General features: G+C 53.5%; 22 protein-coding genes. 6 read left to right on the forward strand and 16 right to left on the reverse strand.

What is annotated here, in order from left to right; all coding sequences use genetic code 11:
* Positions 1-100 precede the first annotated feature (100 nt).
* Complete coding sequence (locus TH5_RS10790; protein ID WP_208638439.1) at positions 101-1,123, forward strand: NAD(P)/FAD-dependent oxidoreductase; 1,023 nt, start codon at positions 101-103, stop codon at positions 1,121-1,123.
* A gap of 27 nt (positions 1,124-1,150) precedes the next feature.
* Complete coding sequence (locus TH5_RS10795; protein WP_114121873.1) at positions 1,151-1,564, forward strand: GFA family protein; 414 nt, start codon at positions 1,151-1,153, stop codon at positions 1,562-1,564.
* 20 nt (positions 1,565-1,584) lie between these two features.
* Here the strand turns inward: TH5_RS10795 and TH5_RS10800 are convergent, their stop codons facing one another.
* Positions 1,585-2,379 (reverse strand): SDR family oxidoreductase, encoded by a 795-nt coding sequence (locus TH5_RS10800; protein ID WP_114121874.1) that lies wholly within the window; start codon positions 2,377-2,379, stop codon positions 1,585-1,587.
* Positions 2,380-2,429: 50 nt separating this feature from the next.
* On the reverse strand, positions 2,430-2,747 hold the full coding sequence (locus TH5_RS10805; RefSeq protein WP_147250094.1) for a nuclear transport factor 2 family protein: 318 nt from the start codon (positions 2,745-2,747) through the stop codon (positions 2,430-2,432).
* A 103-nt stretch (positions 2,748-2,850) separates the two neighbouring features.
* Here TH5_RS10805 and TH5_RS10810 point away from each other — a divergent pair, with 103 nt between their 5' ends.
* A complete protein-coding gene (locus TH5_RS10810; protein ID WP_114121876.1) occupies positions 2,851-3,207 on the forward strand; it encodes a winged helix-turn-helix transcriptional regulator in 357 nt (118 codons plus the stop codon).
* A gap of 26 nt (positions 3,208-3,233) precedes the next feature.
* Here TH5_RS10810 and TH5_RS10815 read toward each other — a convergent pair whose 3' ends face one another.
* Positions 3,234-3,692: a heme-degrading domain-containing protein gene (locus TH5_RS10815; protein WP_114121877.1), complete on the reverse strand. Its 459-nt coding sequence runs from the start codon at positions 3,690-3,692 to the stop codon at positions 3,234-3,236.
* A gap of 130 nt (positions 3,693-3,822) precedes the next feature.
* Positions 3,823-5,628 carry a translation elongation factor 4 gene (gene lepA, locus TH5_RS10820; protein WP_114121878.1) on the reverse strand — a complete coding sequence of 602 codons (1,806 nt, stop codon included), beginning with the start codon at positions 5,626-5,628 and terminating at the stop codon, positions 3,823-3,825.
* A 534-nt stretch (positions 5,629-6,162) separates the two neighbouring features.
* Between lepA and TH5_RS10830 the strand changes: the two genes are divergently transcribed.
* Together TH5_RS10830 and TH5_RS10835 are read left to right on the forward strand one after the other, a co-directional pair.
* Complete coding sequence (locus TH5_RS10830; protein WP_114121880.1) at positions 6,163-8,205, forward strand: sensor histidine kinase; 2,043 nt, start codon at positions 6,163-6,165, stop codon at positions 8,203-8,205.
* Positions 8,206-8,326: 121 nt separating this feature from the next.
* Entirely contained in the window at positions 8,327-8,782 is a 456-nt protein-coding gene (locus TH5_RS10835) for a hypothetical protein (protein ID WP_114121937.1), read from the forward strand.
* Between the two features lie 81 nt (positions 8,783-8,863).
* On the opposite strand, the gene pheT is transcribed toward TH5_RS10835, so the two are convergent.
* The 8 genes from pheT to TH5_RS10875 form a co-directional block, all read right to left on the reverse strand.
* Positions 8,864-11,272, reverse strand: coding sequence for a phenylalanine--tRNA ligase subunit beta (pheT, locus tag TH5_RS10840; protein ID WP_114121881.1), 2,409 nt, complete (start codon positions 11,270-11,272; stop codon positions 8,864-8,866).
* Positions 11,273-11,276: 4 nt separating this feature from the next.
* On the reverse strand, positions 11,277-12,347 hold the full coding sequence (pheS, locus tag TH5_RS10845; protein WP_114121882.1) for a phenylalanine--tRNA ligase subunit alpha: 1,071 nt from the start codon (positions 12,345-12,347) through the stop codon (positions 11,277-11,279).
* Between the two features lie 117 nt (positions 12,348-12,464).
* Positions 12,465-12,821 (reverse strand): 50S ribosomal protein L20, encoded by a 357-nt coding sequence (rplT, locus tag TH5_RS10850; RefSeq protein ID WP_062950441.1) that lies wholly within the window; start codon positions 12,819-12,821, stop codon positions 12,465-12,467.
* A 16-nt stretch (positions 12,822-12,837) separates the two neighbouring features.
* Positions 12,838-13,035, reverse strand: coding sequence for a 50S ribosomal protein L35 (gene rpmI / locus TH5_RS10855; RefSeq protein ID WP_007088699.1), 198 nt, complete (start codon positions 13,033-13,035; stop codon positions 12,838-12,840).
* 248 nt (positions 13,036-13,283) lie between these two features.
* On the reverse strand, positions 13,284-13,688 hold the full coding sequence (locus TH5_RS10860; protein WP_062950438.1) for a response regulator: 405 nt from the start codon (positions 13,686-13,688) through the stop codon (positions 13,284-13,286).
* A gap of 38 nt (positions 13,689-13,726) precedes the next feature.
* Positions 13,727-14,242 carry a translation initiation factor IF-3 gene (infC, locus tag TH5_RS10865; RefSeq protein ID WP_062950436.1) on the reverse strand — a complete coding sequence of 172 codons (516 nt, stop codon included), beginning with the start codon at positions 14,240-14,242 and terminating at the stop codon, positions 13,727-13,729.
* 247 nt (positions 14,243-14,489) lie between these two features.
* Entirely contained in the window at positions 14,490-15,506 is a 1,017-nt protein-coding gene (locus TH5_RS10870; protein ID WP_114121883.1) for a glycosyltransferase family 9 protein, read from the reverse strand.
* A complete protein-coding gene (locus tag TH5_RS10875) occupies positions 15,503-16,735 on the reverse strand; it encodes a glycosyltransferase family 4 protein (protein ID WP_114121884.1) in 1,233 nt (410 codons plus the stop codon). Before TH5_RS10875 ends, TH5_RS10870 begins: the two co-directional genes overlap by 4 nt.
* Before the next feature lie 39 nt (positions 16,736-16,774).
* Here TH5_RS10875 and TH5_RS10880 point away from each other — a divergent pair, with 39 nt between their 5' ends.
* Positions 16,775-17,572 (forward strand): alpha/beta fold hydrolase, encoded by a 798-nt coding sequence (locus TH5_RS10880; RefSeq protein ID WP_244204881.1) that lies wholly within the window; start codon positions 16,775-16,777, stop codon positions 17,570-17,572.
* 23 nt (positions 17,573-17,595) lie between these two features.
* Here the strand turns inward: TH5_RS10880 and TH5_RS10885 are convergent, their stop codons facing one another.
* The 4 genes from TH5_RS10885 to TH5_RS10900 form a co-directional block, all read right to left on the reverse strand.
* Positions 17,596-17,946: a Rieske (2Fe-2S) protein gene (locus TH5_RS10885; RefSeq protein WP_114121886.1), complete on the reverse strand. Its 351-nt coding sequence runs from the start codon at positions 17,944-17,946 to the stop codon at positions 17,596-17,598.
* Positions 17,943-18,356 carry an EVE domain-containing protein gene (locus tag TH5_RS10890; protein WP_062950428.1) on the reverse strand — a complete coding sequence of 138 codons (414 nt, stop codon included), beginning with the start codon at positions 18,354-18,356 and terminating at the stop codon, positions 17,943-17,945. Before TH5_RS10890 ends, TH5_RS10885 begins: the two co-directional genes overlap by 4 nt.
* A gap of 3 nt (positions 18,357-18,359) precedes the next feature.
* Entirely contained in the window at positions 18,360-18,638 is a 279-nt protein-coding gene (locus tag TH5_RS10895) for a YciI family protein (protein ID WP_062950426.1), read from the reverse strand.
* Between the two features lie 101 nt (positions 18,639-18,739).
* Entirely contained in the window at positions 18,740-19,747 is a 1,008-nt protein-coding gene (locus TH5_RS10900; RefSeq protein WP_114121887.1) for an NAD(P)H-dependent glycerol-3-phosphate dehydrogenase, read from the reverse strand.
* Positions 19,748-19,750: the final 3 nt, after the last annotated feature.

The raw sequence follows: 19,750 nt of genomic DNA on the forward strand, positions 1-19,750 counted from the left end.
GTTGCGATAAAGGGTCCCAAATGCTATCTCGCACATGTATAGATTGGATAAAGAATTACCGCCTCCTTTATCGACCTGATGTTATTTGGATGGAATGAACATGTCAGACGCGTCGCACAGCACCGATATCGCCATCATTGGCGCCGGCCCTGTCGGTCTTTTCGCCGTTTTCGAAGCCGGAATGCTCGGGCTTAAAACCCATGTTATTGATGCGCTTGATATGGTTGGCGGACAATGCAGCGCGCTTTATCCGGAAAAGCCGATTTTCGATATTCCGGCCCATCCGCAGATTGCCGGTCAGGACCTGATTGATCAGCTTGCCAAACAGGCCGCCCCGTTCGAACCGACCTATCATCTCGGTCAGCAGGTCACAAAGCTCGAGAAACGTGATGATGGTCGTTTCACGCTTGAAACCTCGGTCGGGACGACCATTGATGCCGGTGCGGTTGTTATTGCCGCGGGTTGCGGTGCCTTTGGCCCGAACAAACCGCCGATGGAAGGCCTTGAAGATTACGAAGGCAGCGGCGGCGTTCAGTATTACGTCAAACGCCGCGCCGATTTCGCCGGTAAGAAGGTTGTGATTGCCGGTGGCGGGGATTCGGCTGTTGATTGGGCGCTTTCCCTTCATGACATCGCCGAAAAGGTCATGGTTGTTCATCGTCGCCCGAAATTCCGCGCCGCACCGGACAGCAGCGCAAAATTGCAGGCCCTGGCCGAAGCCGGAAAGATCGAGATGGTCATTCCCTATCAGCTCAAGAGCCTTAAGGGTGACAATGGCAAGCTTTCCCATGTCGTCGTTGCAACGCTTAAGGGCGAGGAACTTGCACTGGAAGCAGATCACCTGTTGCCGTTCTTTGGCCTTGCCATGGAACTGGGTCCGATTGCCGATTGGGGGCTTAACCTTGATCGCAACCATATCGGTGTGACGCAGGCCACCATGGCCACTTCCGTTCCGGGCATCTTCGCGATTGGCGATATCGCGACCTATGACCACAAACTGAAACTGATCCTGTCAGGCTTTGCCGAGGGGGCAAGCGCCATCCATGCCGCGCGCAGCTACCTGTTCCCGGACAAGGAATTCCATTTCGAATATTCCACCACGACGGGCGTTCCAGCGGAATAAGCCCTGATCAAAAAGGAAAAGCGCACCATGCCCACCACCAGAACCACCGATCTTCATACCGGCGGCTGTCTGTGCGGCACGGTGCGCTTTTCTGTTTCGGGCGAGCCAACGGGCGGCAACCACTGCCATTGCGGCATGTGCCGCAAGGATAGTGGATCAGGCGTTTCAACCTTTGTGACCTTTCCGACTGCAACCCTGAAATGGGATGGCAAACCGGCCGAGTTTGAAAGTTCGCCCAACCGGTTTCGCGGCTTTTGCCCGAAATGCGGATCAAGCCTTACCTGGCGGCACGGCGACTATAACGACTTCCTCGATTTCCGGCTTGGCAGCTTTGACGACCCGACGCCTTTCAAAGCCAAAAAGCATCTGTGGATGAGTACGGCCTTACCGAGCTTTGCCGAAATTGACCCTGACATCGAACATATCGATCAATCCAGCTAACCGGGCAGCATTGTATTTTCCTAGACGGTCGGGACCGTGCCGCCATCAATGGTATATTCCGCACCATGAATCGACGACGCCCGATCTGATGCCAGAAAAGCAATCAGTTCTGCCACTTCTTCCGGCTGCGCCGGACGTCCTAATGGAATACCTCCCAATGCATCCAGGATACTTTGACGTGCGGCTTCCTGGCTGATACCGCCGCCTTCTGCAATCCGTTCGACCATCGCCTTTGAGGCATCGGTATAAATCCATCCCGGCGCAACTGCATTGACCCGAATACCTTTGGGGCCGACTTCCTTTGACAGAACCTTGCTGTAAGTCGTAAGCGCGGCCTTTGCTGCGGCGTAGGCGGTTGTTGCGTCAAATAACGGCAAACGCCGCTGAATTGAGGATGTATGCACAACAACACCGCTGCCACGCGCGATCATTTCGGGCACCAGACACCGATCCAACCGCACAGCCGCCATCAGGTTAAGGTTCAATTCCTTTTCCCAACCGGCATCGTCGATCACGGCAAAGCCACCAGACGGGTTTGACGACCCACCCAGAACGTGGATCAGGATATCAACTCCTCCCATGCGTTCTTGTGCAGTTGCGGCGAGTTTTTCGACGCCGGCCGTGGTCGAAAGGTCCGCCTGCACATAGCAATCGCTGTCGATATCATCGGGTTTTTCGCCCCGCGCCGCCGTAAGCAGGGTTCCGCCACCCGCCATCATGCGTTCAAAAACGGCTTTTCCTGTACCTTTGGTACCGCCGGTCACGAGTATGCGTTTTTGCGCAAATTCCTGCGCAGGATCTGGAAGCTGAAACATTTTCGGGTCGCTTGTTTTGTTGGGAAAATTGCGTCAAAAGTCGCAGTCGATTAGCCGATCAAAAGCTTTTCGATCCTGCCATTCGCAAGTTCGAACCGGTAATCAAGCTCAATCGGACTGTTGGGGAAGTCACCGCTGACCTTGGCTTTCACGGCAAATTTTTCATCTGCATGAACAACGTCAATCGGCTCGGCCACAAAGTTGTATTTTGCTTTGACGTCCGCCATCCACTTCCCGATTTCAGGTCGTCCCTGATGGCGTTGGTTTTCGTCTTCGACAATTGCAGTGTCATTGAAAGCCGCCGCCTTCTGCTCAACGCTATTGGCGGGATCAAAATATGCGGTGATCGGTTCGGGGAGTTTGATCATGTCGTTTGTTCCTGTCTGCTTGCTTGTCAGACAGGTATTTTTCAAACAAACTCACATTTTGGGAAGTACGTACTTTAAAGTAAGTAACTAACAGGTTCCAAGCATGGCCAAAGCCTACACCCCGGTCACCGCGGCATCAGATGTCGAAACAATCTTCAAGATGCTCGAAGGCCGATGGAAGCTGATTATTCTTTTCCATCTGTTCGGTGGCAAGGTTCAGCGCTATTCAGATCTGGAAAAACTGATCCCCGGCATTTCGCAGAAGATGCTTGCCCAGCAGCTTCGCCAGCTTGAAGCCGATGGCATAATCGAACGCAAGGTTTATCCGGTGGTTCCGCCCAAGGTCGAGTATAGCATGAGTGAGTGGGGGCAATCACTTTGCCCGGCACTTGATGCATTGCTCAAATGGGCCGAGGCACGCCCCAAGGATTCCGCGTTACCAGACACCAACAATCAGTAACGACAATATGTCTCGGACAAATCTGATCAGACAGAAACCCCAAGAAAATCTTCCAGAACGCCAACGATCATGCCGTGATCCTCGTGCGAGGCAAGGCCGGATACGGTGATTGCCGCGATCACACCAACGCCTTTGACGCGAACCGGAAAACTGCCGCCGTGGTCGGCATAATCGGCAAAATCAATCCCGTGATCGGCAAGTGTCTTGCCCTTGGCCTTCAACGCCAATCCGAACTGCATTGATGATTGATGTTCGCGAAGTGTCAGATTGCTTTTGCGCCGTGCCCAGGAATCGTTGGCAGGCTTCGCCCCCAGAAGGGCTGCGTGGAACAGGGTGCGATCCGAAGTCCGGATGTCGACGACAACTGGGACATTCTGTGCCCGTGCAACCGCCACAAGGGCCGATCCGATTTCCCACGCCGTTTCCTCGTCAAAGCGATCAAAGACAAGGATGGCTTCCTGGCGTTGAAGAATTTCAAGATCCATGGCGGGCTCCTGCAACAAAACGGTATGAGAACCTATCCATAGCGCATGGCACGAATTGCCGAAAGCCCTCAAAGAAAAAGGCTGCATCCACAATGGGATGCAGCCTTTGTTTCGATACCGTAATTTCGCTCTACTTATCGTCGCTCATCTTAAGGGCGTTGATAAAGGCCGACTGTGGAATTTCGACCTTGCCGAACTGGCGCATCTTTTTCTTACCGGCCTTCTGTTTGTCCAGAAGTTTGCGTTTACGCGAAACGTCACCGCCATAACATTTGGCCGTCACGTCTTTACGCATCGCAGAAACCGTTTCACGTGCGATCACCTTGCCGCCGATGGCGGCCTGAATGGCGACCTTGAACATCTGGCGCGGGATAAGGTCCTTAAGACGTTTGCAAATCTCGCGGCCCCGATGTTCGGCAGCAGTCCGGTGAACCATCAATGCAAGCGCATCGACCGGCTCTTCGTTGACCAGAATGGATACCTTGACCAGATCGCTTTCATCGTAGCCGGCCAGTTCGTAATCAAAGCTGGCATAACCGCGCGAAATCGATTTCAGGCGATCATAGAAATCAAACACCACCTCGTTCAGCGGCAGTTTGTACACCGCCATCGCCCGGTTCCCGACATAGGTCAGGTCCTGCTGAATGCCGCGACGTTCGGTGCAAAGCGTCAGAATGCCGCCAAGATATTCGTCCGGCACCATGATGGATGCCTTGATCCAGGGTTCTTCAATGGCCTTGATCTTGGTGACATCGGGGAAATCCGCCGGGTTGTGCAGCAGAATATCTTCGCCCTTGGTCATCGAGATTTTATAGGAAACCGACGGTGCCGTGGTGATCAGATCAAGTTCAAACTCACGTTCAAGACGTTCCTGAATGATTTCAAGATGCAAAAGCCCAAGGAAGCCACAGCGGAAACCAAGCCCCAGTGCGGTCGAGTTTTCCGGCTCGAACTGGAAGGATGCATCGTTAAGGTGCAGCTTTTCAAGCGCATCGCGAAGCACATCATATTCGCTGGTATCAACCGGGAAAATGCCACAGAACACTACCGGAATGGACGGTTTGAAACCGGCAAGCGGTTTTGCGCAGGGACGTTTTTCTTCGGTAATCGTGTCGCCGACTTCGCATTCGGCAACGGTTTTCATACCGCAATTGATAAAGCCGACTTCACCCGGCCCCATTTCATCAAGCGCAAGCGGCTTGGGCGTGAACACGCCAACACGGTCAACCGTGTGGGTAACCTTGGCGTTCATGAAGCGGATTTTCTGGCCTTTTTTCAACGTGCCTTCTTTGACACGCACCAGAATCATCACGCCAAGATATGAATCGTACCAGCTATCAACCAGCAGGACTTCAAGCGGTGCCGCCGGATCACCCGTCGGAGCAGGTAAACGATGCACCAATGCTTCAAGCACATCGGGAACACCAAGACCGGTTTTGGCCGAAATCATCAGCGCGTCACTGGCGTCAATGCCAATCACTTCTTCGATCTGTTCCTTGACGCGGTCCGGTTCTGCGGCAGGCAGATCAACCTTGTTCAGAACAGGCACGATTTCGTGGTTGTTATCAATCGCCTGATACACGTTGGCCAGCGTCTGCGCTTCGACGCCCTGGGCGGCATCAACCACCAGAAGCGATCCCTCGCACGCGGCAAGCGAACGCGACACTTCATAGGCGAAATCGACGTGACCCGGCGTATCCATCAGGTTCAGGGTATATTCCTGACCATCCTTGGCCGTGTATTTCAGACGCACGGCCTGGGATTTGATAGTGATCCCGCGTTCGCGTTCGATATCCATCGAGTCGAGGACCTGCTCGGACATCTCGCGATCGGTAAGACCACCGGTAAGCTGAATCAGGCGATCGGCCAGGGTCGATTTACCGTGGTCGATATGCGCGATAATCGAAAAGTTTCGAATGTTCTTAAGATCGGTCATATGGCTGCTTCTGGCACTGGGCGATGGTTATGTCAAAAATTCGGTTCGGTTTTTGCCAAAACTTGATCGCATTTCACATCGATCATTTATCACAAAGCCGGTGTCACGCCGTTTGCACCATCCCGGTCAGCCAGCCCTGCACAAGGCAGCGACATCTGGAAAGGCACGGCAGTAAAAGTTGTGCTGCCGCGGAGCAAGCGGGCGATACCGGCAATTTCGGATCGTCTTGGCCGTCCTGGCGATAAAAACCAATCGCCAACAGCGGGTTTATAGGGGTTTTTAACTTCAATTAGAAGCACTGTGTTTGAATTCGGTTCTGCGAATTCGCCTTCACCCTGCACCGAATTTGCATGATCGTCCCTTCCTGATGGCAACAACATGCCCCGAACAAGAGCAAGTTGCTGTCACCGCGCGATTTTTTATATGAGATCATCCGCATTATTGCCGGTTGAAAGCTTTTCAACCCGACCAAAAAAACATAGGCTTTGATCACGGGGCAGTTAGGCAGGATCAGGCAAGGATGCAACAAAGACAATGTTTCTGACATCCATCGAGCCGTCATTGTCCCGACGCGGGTTAAGCAAACTGCGAAAGCGTCTGGCTGCGCTCACGATGACCGGCATGGTGATCCTGCTGTTTTCCTTCTTCTTCATCCAAAAAACGCTTTACGACAGCGCGATTGATCAGGCGCGGGCGCAAATGATGGCCGTAACCTATCATCTGAGTGCCGTTCTTGCGCAAAACAGCACAATCGACCTGCAACGCGTCATTGATGAAAATCCCGATCTTTCCGTTGGCGTTCTGGATAATGACCGCAATCAGATCAATGGCACCATCCCGCCTCATTTAGTTGATGATCTTTTTGATGAAATAGACAAACAAAAAGCCTCCCGCGGCAGTTTGTTATGCATGCATGGCAATACCGTAATGCTGCTGGCATATAGTATTCTGCCACAGCTTGACCGCATCGTTGTCACCTACATTCCCCGGCACATTTTATTGGGCAACTGGCGCGAAGCGATCATGCTTCACGCATCGTTGTTTCTGATCGTTCTGCTGATTATGGCGGGACTTTCTGTCTGGCTTTGGCAGCGTCTGAAACGACAGCATTTGCGCGCTGCCGATCTGGCCGAACATTTCAACGATTCAGAAAACACCCTGTCTGATTGTGGCTGTGCAATTTTAAGCTGGTCGACAAAGGATCCGGCGGGAACTCTTACGTCCCGGCTTAACTGGCCGGAAATACTCGGACTTGCCTTTGCCGACATCAAGCCAACAGCCGAGGCATTCCTTTCGCAGCTTAGCGACGCATCAAGGGCACAATTGCGCGCACCCCTGATCGAAAACCGGTGGCAGGACAAACGTATCGGCACCATGGTGGATTTACGCACATCTGCCGACCAGATGCAGCGCTTCTATCTGATGGCCCAACACCGGACCGAAGAAGACGCTGAAACCGTCACTGTCCTGTTGTTGGAAACCGCACCACAGCAGGAACTTTGCCATCCGTTCGAAACCTACCTGCATCATACGCCGGAACCTTCTATTGCCCTGGATACGAATGGTATTCTGCGCGGTCTGAGCCCGGCACTGGCCGAACTCGCTGGCAAGCAGGTTTATGATTTGATTGGAAAACCATTCGAAGCCCTTTTTCTTCCGGAAGACAGGGAGATGGTTCGCGCAAGTTTCATGGATCAGGCGTCTGGCGAGTTTCAGGAAAGCGAACTGGTTTTTCGTATCCTCGATCAGCGTGGAGAAAATCGCTGGCTTGCCTGGCACGGCATCGGACCGTTTGAAGGCATGACCTTCAGCAGTGCACGGGATGTAACCCAGTTTGTCGAAAATGCGAACAAGCTGCGTGATACCCTCGATCAGCTCAAACGCACCAATGAAGATCTTGAACAGTTCGCCTATGTCGCGTCCCATGACTTGCAACAGCCATTACGCATGGTTGCAAGCTATACCCAGCTTCTGAAACGTCGTTATGGTGGGTCACTCGACCAAGAGGCTGACGAATATATCGACTATGCAGTCGATGGCGCAAAACGCATGCATAAACTGATCAGTCATTTGCTGGAATATGCCAAGACCGGTAGCAGCGACGATGAAATGACCCAAATCGACTGCAATCAGGTGCTGAATGAAGCCCAGGCCGATCTCAAAGCCATTATTGTTCAGGAACAGGCCACCATCACCCATAATGACCTGCCTGTAATCAATGGTGATCGCATCAGTCTGTCACGTCTGTTTCAGAACCTGCTGTCGAATGCCATCAAATACCGTCGTCCCGGTGTGCCACCTCATATTGATATCCGCGTCATACCCGATCCGGAGACCCCGGGATTTTGGCGTTTCTCAGTTCGCGACAACGGAATTGGCATTCATCCGGAACATGCTCAGCGTATTTTCCGCCTGTTTCAGCGCCTGCATAAAGATGAATTCAGCGGTACCGGCCTTGGCCTTTCTTTATGCCGCAAAATTGCCGAACAGCATGGCGGCAGGATATGGCTTGATACCTCCCGCCCCATAACTGATCCCGGGGCAACGTTCATTTTCACGTTGCGGGGAACGCTCTAGAACTACCGCAAGCCTGCCGCAAAATTACCGATGGCAAGCATCTTGCTTGGAAAATCCGCAGAAGGACGGGGCCGGTAAAAGCTGCCCGCTTGAATGCCCATCGACCGTTACGGAGCATCATATGACCGATATTAATTTCCGGATCGCCATCGCACTAAGCGGAGCCCTTTTGCTAGCTGCCTGCGGTTCCGACATGAGAACCATGCCCGACAATCACATGCAGAAACTGGCCTATATGTTCGCCGAGCGGGATGTTAATGCGCCTTTGCCGCGGGGATGGCGTCAGCTCAATGGCACGGAAATCAATTATCGTTTCGCCAACGAAACTTATGCTGTTTATTCCGTTGACGAGGACGAAGAACTTCTGGTGATGCATCTTTCTGATAACGGAACCGGTCGACTTGACGCCGATGATGACCGCGAAAGCTGCACGTGGAACAACCTGGTCGATCAGCTCAACATCGAATGCGATGATACTGACATGGAATGGCGCATATACACCAATGGTCCGGACATGATTGCCATCGACCTTGATGAAGATGAATTTGCCATCCTGCGCAAACGCCCCGGCGGATAAGAACCACTTTTCGCACCCCTGCCACAAAAAACGGGCCATCCAATGGACAGCCCGTTTTTCATATAATCTTTCAACTGCACATCAGGCGCGCAGGGAACCGCCTGTTGCCTTTTCGACAGCGGCAACAACCTTCTTGCAAACCCCGTCGATTTCCTCTTCGGTCAGGGTTGCCTTGGTCGGCTGCAGGGTGATCGAGAAAGCAACCGATTTCTTGCCATCCTCGATACCTTTGCCTGCATAAAGGTCAAAGATCGTAACATCCGAAATCAGGTTCCGGTCGACACTGCGGGCTGCCTTGACGATGGCCTCGGACTGAACATTTGCATCCAGAAGGAAGGCAAAGTCGCGCTCAACCGACTGGAAGCTTGATGCATTCAGCAAAGGTCGTCCCGTTCCCTTTTTCTTGGGCATCGGTACATTTTCAACAAACAGTTCAAAGGCAACAACGCGCCCCTTAACACCCAGTGCTTTCAACACTTTCGGGTGCAGTTCGCCAAAATAGCCAAGGACATTTTTCGGGCCCAGCTGCAATGCCGCCGACCGACCAGGGTGATACCATGATGGTGCCCCTTCGGCATTGACCTGTACGTTGGCCGATGCCGTACCAAGCGCTTCAAGCAGCGCTTCTGCGTCTGCCTTAACATCAAACAGATCGACATCACGGCGCGAACCGGTCCAACTGCGCGGCGTGGTTGCCCCTGATCGCAAACCGGCAGCTACCAGACGCTGATCTCCCGGCTGATCACCAAAGAATTCTGGCCCGGCTTCAAACAATGCCAGATCGGCAAAACCGCGCGACTGGTTACGACCAACTGCCGCGATCAGATTTATAAGGACGTTCGGACGCATCACATCCAGATCCGAACTGATCGGATTGGCAAGAAACAGGCCCGGCTTGAGATCGGTAAACAGTTTTGCCCATCGCGAGTCGGTGAAGGACCAGGTAACGGTCTCAAACATCCCGCGCGACGACAGTATCCGACGGGTCAAGCCAACCCGTTTCTGGAACGGGCTAAGGGCCGGAACCGGCAGGCTGGTTTCACGTTCCAGCGGCACCGTCGGAATTTTGTCATATCCGACAATGCGCAAAACTTCCTCGACCAGATCGGCTTCGCCGATGACATCCGGACGCCAGGTTGGTGCAACCGCCGTGATAACAGGCGCGGCCCCGCTGACCTCAAAACCAAGCGATTTCAAAATCGCAATCGCCTGATCGGCGTCAACCGAAACACCGCCCAGCTCCCGAATGCGATCAATACGAAGATCGAAGCTGTTGCGAGGATTAGGGACCTCGCCCGCCTTCACGACATGGGAAACTTCACCACCGCAAATCTCGGTGATCAGACGGGTCGCAACCTCGATACCCCAGGAAATCGACTGCGGGTCGACACCGCGCTCGAACCTGTAACGGGCATCGGAATTGATCTGCAGTTTGCGGCCGGTCTTTGCGACACTGATCGGATCGAACAGGGCGCATTCAACGAACACATTGACCGTCTCATCAACACAACCGGTTTCTTCGCCGCCGATGATACCACCAAGACCAAGTGCCCTTGCCTGATCGGCGATAACGACCATGCTGTCGGAAAGCGTGTATTCCTTGTTATCAAGTGCCGCAATTTTCTCGCCATTGGTGGCATAGCGGACATTGATGTCACCCGACAGCTTGTCGGCGTCAAACACATGCAATGGACGGGCGAGGTCGTGCGTTACAAGGTTTGTAATATCAACAAGTGCCGAAATCGGACGCAGCCCGATGGCTTCGAGACGGGCCTTCAGCCACGCCGGGCTTTCGCCGTTTTTAACACCGCGGATATAACGACCATAGAATGCCGGAACCGCCGCATTCTGCGCAATATCGGCCGAAATCGAAACACCGACTGGGCTGTCAAAAGTACCGGCAACCGCCTGCTGGCGCGGGTCATCCTTTAGTGTGCCAATGCCGGCAGCGGCCAGATCGCGGGCAATTCCGCGCACACCGGTGCAATCCGGCCGGTTCGGGGTCAGACCGATTTCAATGATCGGATCGTCCGCGCCAAGAACCGTTGCGACCTGCGCACCGATTTCGGCATCTTCGGGTAGTTCAATAATGCCGTCATGATCTTCGCCAAGGCAAAGTTCACGGGTCGAGCACATCATTCCCTGGCTTTCGACGCCACGGATTTTGCCCGGTTTGAGTTTCGAACCGTCAATCGGGATAATCGCGCCCGGTTGAGCCAGGGCAACCTTGATGCCGGTTCGGGCATTGGGTGCACCACAGACAACCTGAATGATTTTTTCACCGGTATTGACCCGGCACAATTTCAGGCGATCCGCATCCGGATGCTGGCCCGCTTCTTCGATATAGGCAACCCGGATATCCCTAAGCGCCGCCGCACGATCCGTGACACTTTCGATCTCCAGTCCGACATCGGTGAGCTTTTCGGCAATCACGTCGATCGAAGCATCGGTTTCAAGATGCTGTTTCAGCCAGTCGAGTGTGAATTTCATGGTCTTAGCCTCTCACCATATTCGGTACATCCAGCGGCACGAAACCATAGTGTTTCAGCCAGCGCAGATCGGTATCGAAGAAGGTGCGAAGATCGGGAATGCCATATTTCAGCATCGCGATACGTTCGATCCCCATGCCAAAGGCAAAGCCCTGATATTCATTCGGATCAAGCCCACAAGCCGCCAGAACGCGCGGATGAACCATGCCGCAGCCAAGGATTTCCAGCCAGTCGTCGCCTTCACCAATCTTGAGCTCCCCACCCTTGCGCGAACAGCCAATGTCCATTTCGGCACTCGGCTCGGTGAAGGGGAAGAAGCTCGGGCGGTAGCGAACCGGAACTTCGTCCAGTTCGAAATAGGTTTTGACAAACTCCAGCAGGCACCCTTTCAGGTGACCCATATGGGTTTTCTTGTCGATCACCAGTCCCTCGACCTGATGGAACATCGGCGTATGGGTCATATCGCTATCTGAACGATAGGTGCGACCCGGCGCGATGATGCGGATCGGCGGGGTTTTGTTCTGCATGGTTCTGATCTGCACCGGCGAGGTATGGGTCCGCAGCACAAGGCGTGAACCATCTTCCTGCTCGGGCAGATAGAAAGTGTCCTGCATTTCGCGCGCCGGATGTTCCGGCGGAATGTTCAGGGCCGTAAAGTTATGGAAATCGTCTTCGACATCCGGACCTTCGGCAAGAGCAAAGCCCATCTCGCCAAAGATCGAAATGATTTCGTCCATCGTCTGGCTGATCGGGTGAATACGACCAGCAGTCTCGTCCATGCGCGCGGGCAGGGTCACATCGATCCGCTCGCCAATCAAACGCGCATTCAATGCTGCATCTTCAAGACCGGATTTGCGGGTGTCGATCGCCTCGGCAACCTGATCTTTGACAGCGTTCAGCGTCTGGCCGAATTCACGGCGCTGATCCGGGTCCATCTGACCAAGGTTTTTCATCAGGCCAGTAATGCGGCCCTTTTTGCCAAGAGCGCTGATACGAACATCTTCAAGAGCCTGTAAATCGGCTGCTTTTTCGACTTCGGCCAGAACCTCTTCGCGCAATGCTTCGATGTTTTCCATAACTTCCGACGCTTTGCTTAAAGTGAATTGGGATAAACAAAAGAAAAGGGACGGCCAATATGGCCGCCCCCGATCAAATCAGGCAAGTGCCGATTAAACCTTTTTACAAAAGGTTTATTAGCCGAGTGCAGCCTGCGCCTGGGTAACCAGAGCTTTGAAAGCTTCCGGTTCGCGCACAGCGATGTCGGCAAGCACCTTGCGGTCCAGTTCAACGCCAGCCTTCTTCAGGCCGTTCATGAACTGCGAGTAGCTCAAACCGTTTTCACGAGCACCGGCGTTGATACGCTGAATCCACAGGCTGCGGAACTGGCGTTTCTTAACGCGACGATCGCGATATGCATACTGCAGACCTTTTTCAACGGCCTGCACTGCAGTGCGGTAAGCATTCTTGCGGCGACCGCGGTAACCTTTGGCAGCCTTGATAACCTTGCGGTGACGGGCGTGAGAAGACACGCCCCCTTTTACACGAGCCATTTAACTCTCCTTAGCCTTAACCGTACGGCAGGAATTTTTTGACGATGCGGGCATCTGCGTCACAGAGAATCTCCGTGCCACGTGCCTGGCGCTTCATCTTGGTGGGTTTCGCAGTCAACAGGTGACGCTTGTTAGCGACATTGCGACGAACTTTACCCTTTGCGGTCAGGCTAAAGCGTTTTTTAGCGCTCGCTTTGGTCTTCATCTTGGGCATTTTTCTATCCTTGCATAAGCAATGAAACACGAAATTCCCCACGGCGGCTGGGCATGCCCTGAAAGATCAATGATCTTTCCAGCCTCACCACCTGTTTTGGGGACGGGTGGTTATAGACTCCACCCCTTCCTTTTTCAAGGACCTTTTCGCGCCGGTTCTCTTGGATTTTTAGGCTTCTCACCGATCATCACGAAACATCTGTCAGGATTGAGCCAAAACCGGCCCATCCGTGCCCCGTGATCAAAAGATTAAATCGCTGTTTTGATGGTATGAACCCGGCCGATCCACTTTTCGATTCGGCTTAACAGCTTTTCACGATTGATCGGCTTGAGGACAAAATCATTGCCACCCGCAGCGACACCACCCCGCAGGTCTTCTTCCCCCTGACGGGCTGTCACATAGATGATGGCACAAGCAAGATCGGGGAAACGTGTCCGAACCCGGATTGAGGCCTCGAAACCATTCATACCCGGCATCATGATATCCATCAGGATAATCCGGGGCTTTCTGGTCTTAAGAGTTTCAAGAAGTTCCTTGCCAGAGGAAACGCCAACAAAACTGTAACCGCCGCTTTCGACGATCCGCTTTAGAAGCACGAGACTTTTGGGGTCGTCATCGACTCCGACGATCAGAAGATCATTCCCGGCTGCCATGGCATTCCCTCTTGCTTGGAAAGGCAAAACGCCGCGGATTAACGCGGCGCCAGCACCATAATCATTATGCGGCCTTCCATCTTTGGCATCTGTTCCGTTTTGGCAAGATCTTCAAGATCCCCTGAAAAACGCTGCAGCATGCCAAGACCAAGGTCCTGGTGAGCCATCTCACGTCCGCGGAAACGCAACGTGACTTTCACCTTGTCTCCGCCGCCAAGAAACTTCTGTGCCGCACGGAGCTTCACATTGTAGTCATGGGTATCGATGTTCGGCCGGAGCTTAATTTCCTTAACCTCGATAACCTTCTGTTTCTTCTTGGCTTCGTTCTGTTTCTTGCTTTGTTCGTACTTGAACTTGCCGTAGTCGATCAGCTTACAGACGGGAGGCTCGGCATTCGGAGCGACTTCGACAAGGTCGAGTCCAGCTTCCATCGCCATTTCAATGCCTTCACGAACCGTCATCGGATCAGACATGTTGCCTTCAGCGTCGACAACACAGATGGCACGAGCTTTGATATCCTCATTGACGCGCGGACCGTCCTTGGTCGGCTGCATCGGTTTACGTGGTCGTGCTATGGATAATCTCCTTTGGTAATCAAACAAAAAGCACAGAAACAAGTCTCGCGTAACACAGTAAATCGCCGGGTTGCACGTCCCGTCACGCATACTGTGAAACGGACCTTTGCCTAGCATATCGGGCCGCAGTCAGAAAGCAATGATTTTAGCCTTCTGCAACAGTATTCAAAGCCTTGCAGCCTGCTGAACACAATGACAGACGAACGAGATGGCAGAAACCGCTATATTAATCGACAAGATCAAGACGATGGCGGACCTCGTCCATCACCCGGTTAACTGTCAATTCCCGCAAATCATTTTCACGTACAATACTGACAGCATTGTCTGTTGTTCCACGTGGCGCGCTCTTTTTCGGGTCTGAGTCGCGTGAAAACAATACAATAGAAGGTGCCCCGGCGGCGGCGGCAATATGCATCGGACCGGTGTCGTTCCCGATAGCCAGAACGGATCGCGCCGCAAGCCCTGCAATATCCAGGAACCCGGTACGCCCCATCAGATTGCGCGCCTTGGGGCACATGCTGTCAATTTTGCTTAGAACGTCAGCTTCCTTATCTGTTCCGATAAGCACAGGCGTAAGCCGATAATCTGCAATCTTTTTTGCCAGCAAGCCAAACCGTTCGGCGGGCCATCGTTTATCTGGTCTGTGAGGTGCCCCGCCAGGACAGATCAGAACAAACGGGCTTCGAACGCCAAACCTTTCCAGATCGATATCCGATCCGGCAATAAACGGCGGTGGAACGTTTTCAATCCCGGAACGGTGCAGCTGATCTGCCAACCGGTCAATGGTATGCAGGCTATCACGGTCCGGATTATCGTGTGGGTGCGAACATCCCCGGGCAATCCCTGACCATTCGGGCGCCTTACCCGGCCAGAACAGGCGATAATAGAATCCACTACGATCGGATGTTTGAAGGTCATAGATCCGGTCAAAATTCCCGTTTCGCAGGAAGCGGCGCAGCGCCAGAACCTCACGCACCTGATAAAGCTTTGGACGTCGATCAATCGCAATCGCATCAAAATAGCCTGTCGATTTTATCAGATCGACATACAGCCGGGTTGTCAGCACCGTTATATGGGCGCGTGGATGGGCCGCCCGGATCGCAGCGAAGGCCCCCATGGCAAGAATGATATCCCCCAAGGCAGAAAGCTTGATGACAAGGATGCGTTCCTGCTTGGCATCGGGCACCGAACCCGCGACAATTTCAGCATCTTGCGGCATGGCCGAAGTGATCGTTTCTGTCATGCGGCGTTCCTGATCGCGCCTTTCAGCGCCTTTTCGTAAACCGCCAGCGTTTTCTCTGCCATCTGGGTAAGCGAGTAGTGCTCTATGACGTGTCTGCGACCTTTTTGCGCCAAAGCAGCACGCTTTTCTGGCGTCAATCGCAATACCTGCGTTAATGCAACAGATAATTGATCGACTTCATTTGGCGTAACCAGCCAGCCGGTTTCACCGGGCAAGACCGTCTCCATGGCACCACCATGGGCTGTCGAGACAACCGGGCGCCCCATTGCCTGCGCTTCAGAGGGAATGCGTCCGAATGCTTCCGGTTGTATGGAAGGGCAGGCAACGACATCCGCCAGCATGTAGGCGGCGGGCATGTCAGCACAATGATCAACGATATGCACAATATCTTCCAGGCCAAGCTTCTTGGTCAAAGCCAGCACTTCATCGCGATAAGCCGTGCGCCCCTGATCGGAACCAACCATCAGACAACGTACATTCCGATGACCAAGGGCCTCGAATACTGCGGGCAATGCCTTGATCAGGAAGCAATGCCCTTTCCAGCGCGTAATGCGTCCCGGCAGCATGATGACATATTCTTCCCCGGTCAGGCGCCACTGGTTTGACAATGCAATCAGGCGTTCCTGGCTGACATTTTCCGGATTGAACAAATCCGTATTTGTCCCGCGCGGCACGATATTCAGGCGCGCAGGGTCCATTTTATAAAACTTGCGGATGTGGTCGGCGATATGATTGGAAATGGCGATGACCTGATCGCCCATCGTCATGATCGCATTGTATCGCTTCTTGAACAGGTTGTTGTAACCGGAATAAGTGCCGTGGAATGTCGTGACAAATGGAATCCCTGCCTTACGCGCCGCGAAATAAGCACTCCAGGCCGGCGCACGCGAACGTGCGTGAATAATATCAACGCCCTCGGCACGAATAAGATCAACCAGCGCATCAACATTGCGGCGCATGGTAAACAGATTCTTTGACTTCAGTGGCAGGGTGATATGGCGGGCACCAAACCGGTCAAGCTCACGCTCAAGCCGCCCGCCCTGCGAGGCGACCAGCGCAACACCACCCCCATCGACAATGGCGCGCGCGATATCAACCGTACCGCGCTCCACACCACCGGTATCAAGTTCCGGCAGAACTTGCAGAATCACCGCCGGGCGATAATCCGCACCTTGCGCCTGCTGTTCCGGGCGATAAACTGACTGGGTCTTGATTTCTGACGCGCTCATGCAATTCCAACCACTAACACCCAAGGATACCCTTCCCGGATGACAAATGACATGCCGACGCCTCAGTATCTCGAGCGGCCTGACGGATTAAAAATCGCATACCATGCGACTCTCGGCAAGCTGACAGAAGTACAAGGCCAACAAAAGCCTGGCGTTCTGTTTCTGGGGGGCTTCATGTCCGATATGACCGGCACAAAGGCCACCCATATCGAGGCCCATTGCGTACAGCAGGGGCTGGCTTATACCCGCTTTGACTATTCGGGTCACGGACAATCGGCAGGCATGTTCAAAGATGGAACCATTGGACAGTGGGCACGCGATGCCATTGCCATTATTGACGAAATCACCACAGGTCCGCTTGTTTTGGTTGGATCATCTATGGGTGGCTGGATCATGCTATTGGCGGCACTGGCGCGTAAGGAACGCGTTGCGGGTCTTGTGGGTATCGCAGCAGCGCCCGACTTTACCGAAGACCTTATGTGGGCGCAATTTACCGATGCCCAGAAATCGGAAATCGTCAAAAACGGAGCTCTGATCGAGCCAACCGAATATGGCGACGATCCCTACACGATCACGCACACCCTGATCGAAGACGGCAGAAATCAGCTACTTCTGCGAAACCCGATCAAACTTGAATGCCCGGTGCGCCTGATCCAAGGCATGCAGGATCCGGATGTCCCGTGGCAAACCTCAATTCGTCTGACAGAAGCACTGGTTTCCAAGGATGTCCGTGTAGATTTGATCAAAACCGGTGATCATCGCCTGTCCGAACCGGATCAGCTTGATGTCATCACCAAACATCTCGACGATATTATCGAAAAGGTGACGGTCGGCTAGGACCGTCACCATGACGCAGAATTTCAGGCCAAAACGACTTTCTCGTTCTCAATCTTTACGGCGACGGGTTCCAGCATATCCCCCTCGCAGGGGCCGGCAACACAAAGGCCGTCTTCAAGATTGAAACGCGCACCATGCGTCGAGCAGATGATTTCATTGTGAAGATCGCTGATGAACTCATCGGGCTCAAGTTCAAGCGGTACGCCAATATGGGGACAACTGTTGACGTAACCGAAAACCCCTGCACCATCTCGCACGACAAAAATCCCGGCCCGACCAGAATTTCCGTCAAGCGATATGCCCTTGGCCCCGGTCGCATCCAGATCGGAAAGCGCGCATAACACTGTTCCGGGGGGTGGCAACTCAACCGTCATGCCGAAACACCACCCATCTCGCAAATCGCTTTCCAGGATGCATCATCTATCGGCATCACGGACAAGCGGGATTGTCGGAGCAACGGTAATTCGGCAAATCGCGGATCAGCTTTGATGTCGGCAAGCGTCACCGGATTTGGTACCGGTTTGACGGTTTTGAAATCAACCTGAACAAATTTGCCGGTGGCGTCGGTTGGATCGGGATAGGCTTCGCGGACCACTTCGACAATGCCGACAATCCGTTTTTCATTCACGGAATGATAGAAAAACGCCAGATCGCCTATCTGCATTGTCTTAAGGTTTTTTGCCGCTTGGTGGTTCCGAACCCCATCCCACCCTTCGACACCTTTTTTGACCTGATCGTCCCACGACCAGCTTCCCGGCTCGGTCTTGATCAGCCAATGCGCCATGGCTCAGAATACCTTTTTGAACGGACGAATAATCACGGATTCAAACAGACCTGCCTTGCCGTATGGGTCATTGGCAGCAAATTCTTCGGCTTCGGCCTGGGTATCAAACTCGATAATAAAGACCGAGCCGTTCATCCCCTCAAGATCGGGATCAAGCGTCGGGCCTGCCGCAACGATCCTGTCCGCAAAACCGTCCTTGATATAGGCAAGATGCGCATCCCGGTTCGCTTTACGAACGGCAAGATGACCCGGTTTGTCGACACAACGAATGTAAAAATGCATGGCAGCGTTCCCTGTCAAAATTGGTTTTGATACCGGTAAATTGACAGAACCTGCTCGAAGGCTCAAGCCGAACAAAGGCTGATAGCGTGGATGTGACCGGATTATTTTCCGGTTTCAAGCTCATCGCGAAATGGGCGCTGCAACAATGCATTGATCGTGCTTCGCAGGTCCGCATCATGGTTGGCGACCTGATCCACGGCACTGCAGATCGGCATTTCAATAGCGTATTTCGACGCAACAGCCGTAATTGACGCGGCAGTATGCACACCTTCAGTCACGGAACGACGTTCAGCCAAAATATCCTCGGCCTTGCCACCCTGACCAAGGGCAAACCCGAAGGTGTAATTGCGAGATAACGTGCCGGTACAGGTCAGCGTCAAATCACCAAGTCCCGCCAGCCCCATCATGGTTTCAATCCGGCCCCCCATCGCCACCGCCAATCGCGACATTTCGGCAAGACCGCGGGTAATCAGGGCTGCGCGCGCATTGTCGCCAAGCTCAAGCCCTGCAACAACGCCGCTTGCGATTGCCAGAACGTTTTTGATAGCCCCCGCAACTTCAACACCGACAACATCGGTACTGAAATAGGGGCGAAACGCCGACGTGCCGATCAGTTCCACCAGATCCTTGCCCAAATTCCTGTCTGAACAGGCAAGTGTAATCGCCGCGGGCAGACCTTTGGCAACTTCCTGGGCAAATGTCGGCCCGGACAGAACCGCAACCGGAACATCGCCAAGTGTTTCGGTCACGACCTGCGCCATAAGCGCACCGGTCCCTTTTTCGATCCCTTTCGCGCAAATAACGGCAGGAAGCGTTTCGGGCCAATGCGGGGCAAGCTTTGACAAAGTGCTTCGAAGATGCTGTGCAGGCGTAACCAGAAGAACCGCGTTTGACTCTCGCAATCCATCAATCGCGACTGTTGCCCTTAATGCTTCGGGAAGCTTTATGCCGGGCAGGTACACGTCATTTTCACCCGATGTGTCGATCCGTTCTGCCAACGCACGGTCACGCAATACAAGCTCAACATCAGCGCCAGCCCGCACAGCCTGAATGGCCAGCGCAGTACCCCATGCGCCACCGCCGACTACCGTTATGCGCTTATCCGACATAGT

The organism is Thalassospira xianhensis MCCC 1A02616 (genome assembly GCF_003326475.1).
Lineage (GTDB): Bacteria > Pseudomonadota > Alphaproteobacteria > Rhodospirillales > Thalassospiraceae > Thalassospira > Thalassospira xianhensis.

Excerpts from the sequence above, each read along its gene's own strand:
- TH5_RS10790 (WP_208638439.1), top strand. The coding sequence starts at position 101 with ATGTCAGACGCGTCGCACAGCACCGATATCGCCATCATTGGCGCCGGC.
- TH5_RS10795 (WP_114121873.1), top strand. The coding sequence starts at position 1,151 with ATGCCCACCACCAGAACCACCGATCTTCATACCGGCGGCTGTCTGTGC.
- TH5_RS10800 (WP_114121874.1), bottom strand. The coding sequence starts at position 2,379 with ATGTTTCAGCTTCCAGATCCTGCGCAGGAATTTGCGCAAAAACGCATA.
- TH5_RS10805 (WP_147250094.1), bottom strand. The coding sequence starts at position 2,747 with ATGATCAAACTCCCCGAACCGATCACCGCATATTTTGATCCCGCCAAT.
- TH5_RS10810 (WP_114121876.1), top strand. The coding sequence starts at position 2,851 with ATGGCCAAAGCCTACACCCCGGTCACCGCGGCATCAGATGTCGAAACA.
- TH5_RS10815 (WP_114121877.1), bottom strand. The coding sequence starts at position 3,692 with ATGGATCTTGAAATTCTTCAACGCCAGGAAGCCATCCTTGTCTTTGAT.
- lepA (WP_114121878.1), bottom strand. The coding sequence starts at position 5,628 with ATGACCGATCTTAAGAACATTCGAAACTTTTCGATTATCGCGCATATC.
- TH5_RS10830 (WP_114121880.1), top strand. The coding sequence starts at position 6,163 with ATGTTTCTGACATCCATCGAGCCGTCATTGTCCCGACGCGGGTTAAGC.
- TH5_RS10835 (WP_114121937.1), top strand. The coding sequence starts at position 8,327 with ATGACCGATATTAATTTCCGGATCGCCATCGCACTAAGCGGAGCCCTT.
- pheT (WP_114121881.1), bottom strand. The coding sequence starts at position 11,272 with ATGAAATTCACACTCGACTGGCTGAAACAGCATCTTGAAACCGATGCT.
- pheS (WP_114121882.1), bottom strand. The coding sequence starts at position 12,347 with ATGGAAAACATCGAAGCATTGCGCGAAGAGGTTCTGGCCGAAGTCGAA.
- rplT (WP_062950441.1), bottom strand. The coding sequence starts at position 12,821 with ATGGCTCGTGTAAAAGGGGGCGTGTCTTCTCACGCCCGTCACCGCAAG.
- rpmI (WP_007088699.1), bottom strand. The coding sequence starts at position 13,035 with ATGCCCAAGATGAAGACCAAAGCGAGCGCTAAAAAACGCTTTAGCCTG.
- TH5_RS10860 (WP_062950438.1), bottom strand. The coding sequence starts at position 13,688 with ATGGCAGCCGGGAATGATCTTCTGATCGTCGGAGTCGATGACGACCCC.
- infC (WP_062950436.1), bottom strand. The coding sequence starts at position 14,242 with ATGCAGCCGACCAAGGACGGTCCGCGCGTCAATGAGGATATCAAAGCT.
- TH5_RS10870 (WP_114121883.1), bottom strand. The coding sequence starts at position 15,506 with ATGACAGAAACGATCACTTCGGCCATGCCGCAAGATGCTGAAATTGTC.
- TH5_RS10875 (WP_114121884.1), bottom strand. The coding sequence starts at position 16,735 with ATGAGCGCGTCAGAAATCAAGACCCAGTCAGTTTATCGCCCGGAACAG.
- TH5_RS10880 (WP_244204881.1), top strand. The coding sequence starts at position 16,775 with ATGACAAATGACATGCCGACGCCTCAGTATCTCGAGCGGCCTGACGGA.
- TH5_RS10885 (WP_114121886.1), bottom strand. The coding sequence starts at position 17,946 with ATGACGGTTGAGTTGCCACCCCCCGGAACAGTGTTATGCGCGCTTTCC.
- TH5_RS10890 (WP_062950428.1), bottom strand. The coding sequence starts at position 18,356 with ATGGCGCATTGGCTGATCAAGACCGAGCCGGGAAGCTGGTCGTGGGAC.
- TH5_RS10895 (WP_062950426.1), bottom strand. The coding sequence starts at position 18,638 with ATGCATTTTTACATTCGTTGTGTCGACAAACCGGGTCATCTTGCCGTT.
- TH5_RS10900 (WP_114121887.1), bottom strand. The coding sequence starts at position 19,747 with ATGTCGGATAAGCGCATAACGGTAGTCGGCGGTGGCGCATGGGGTACT.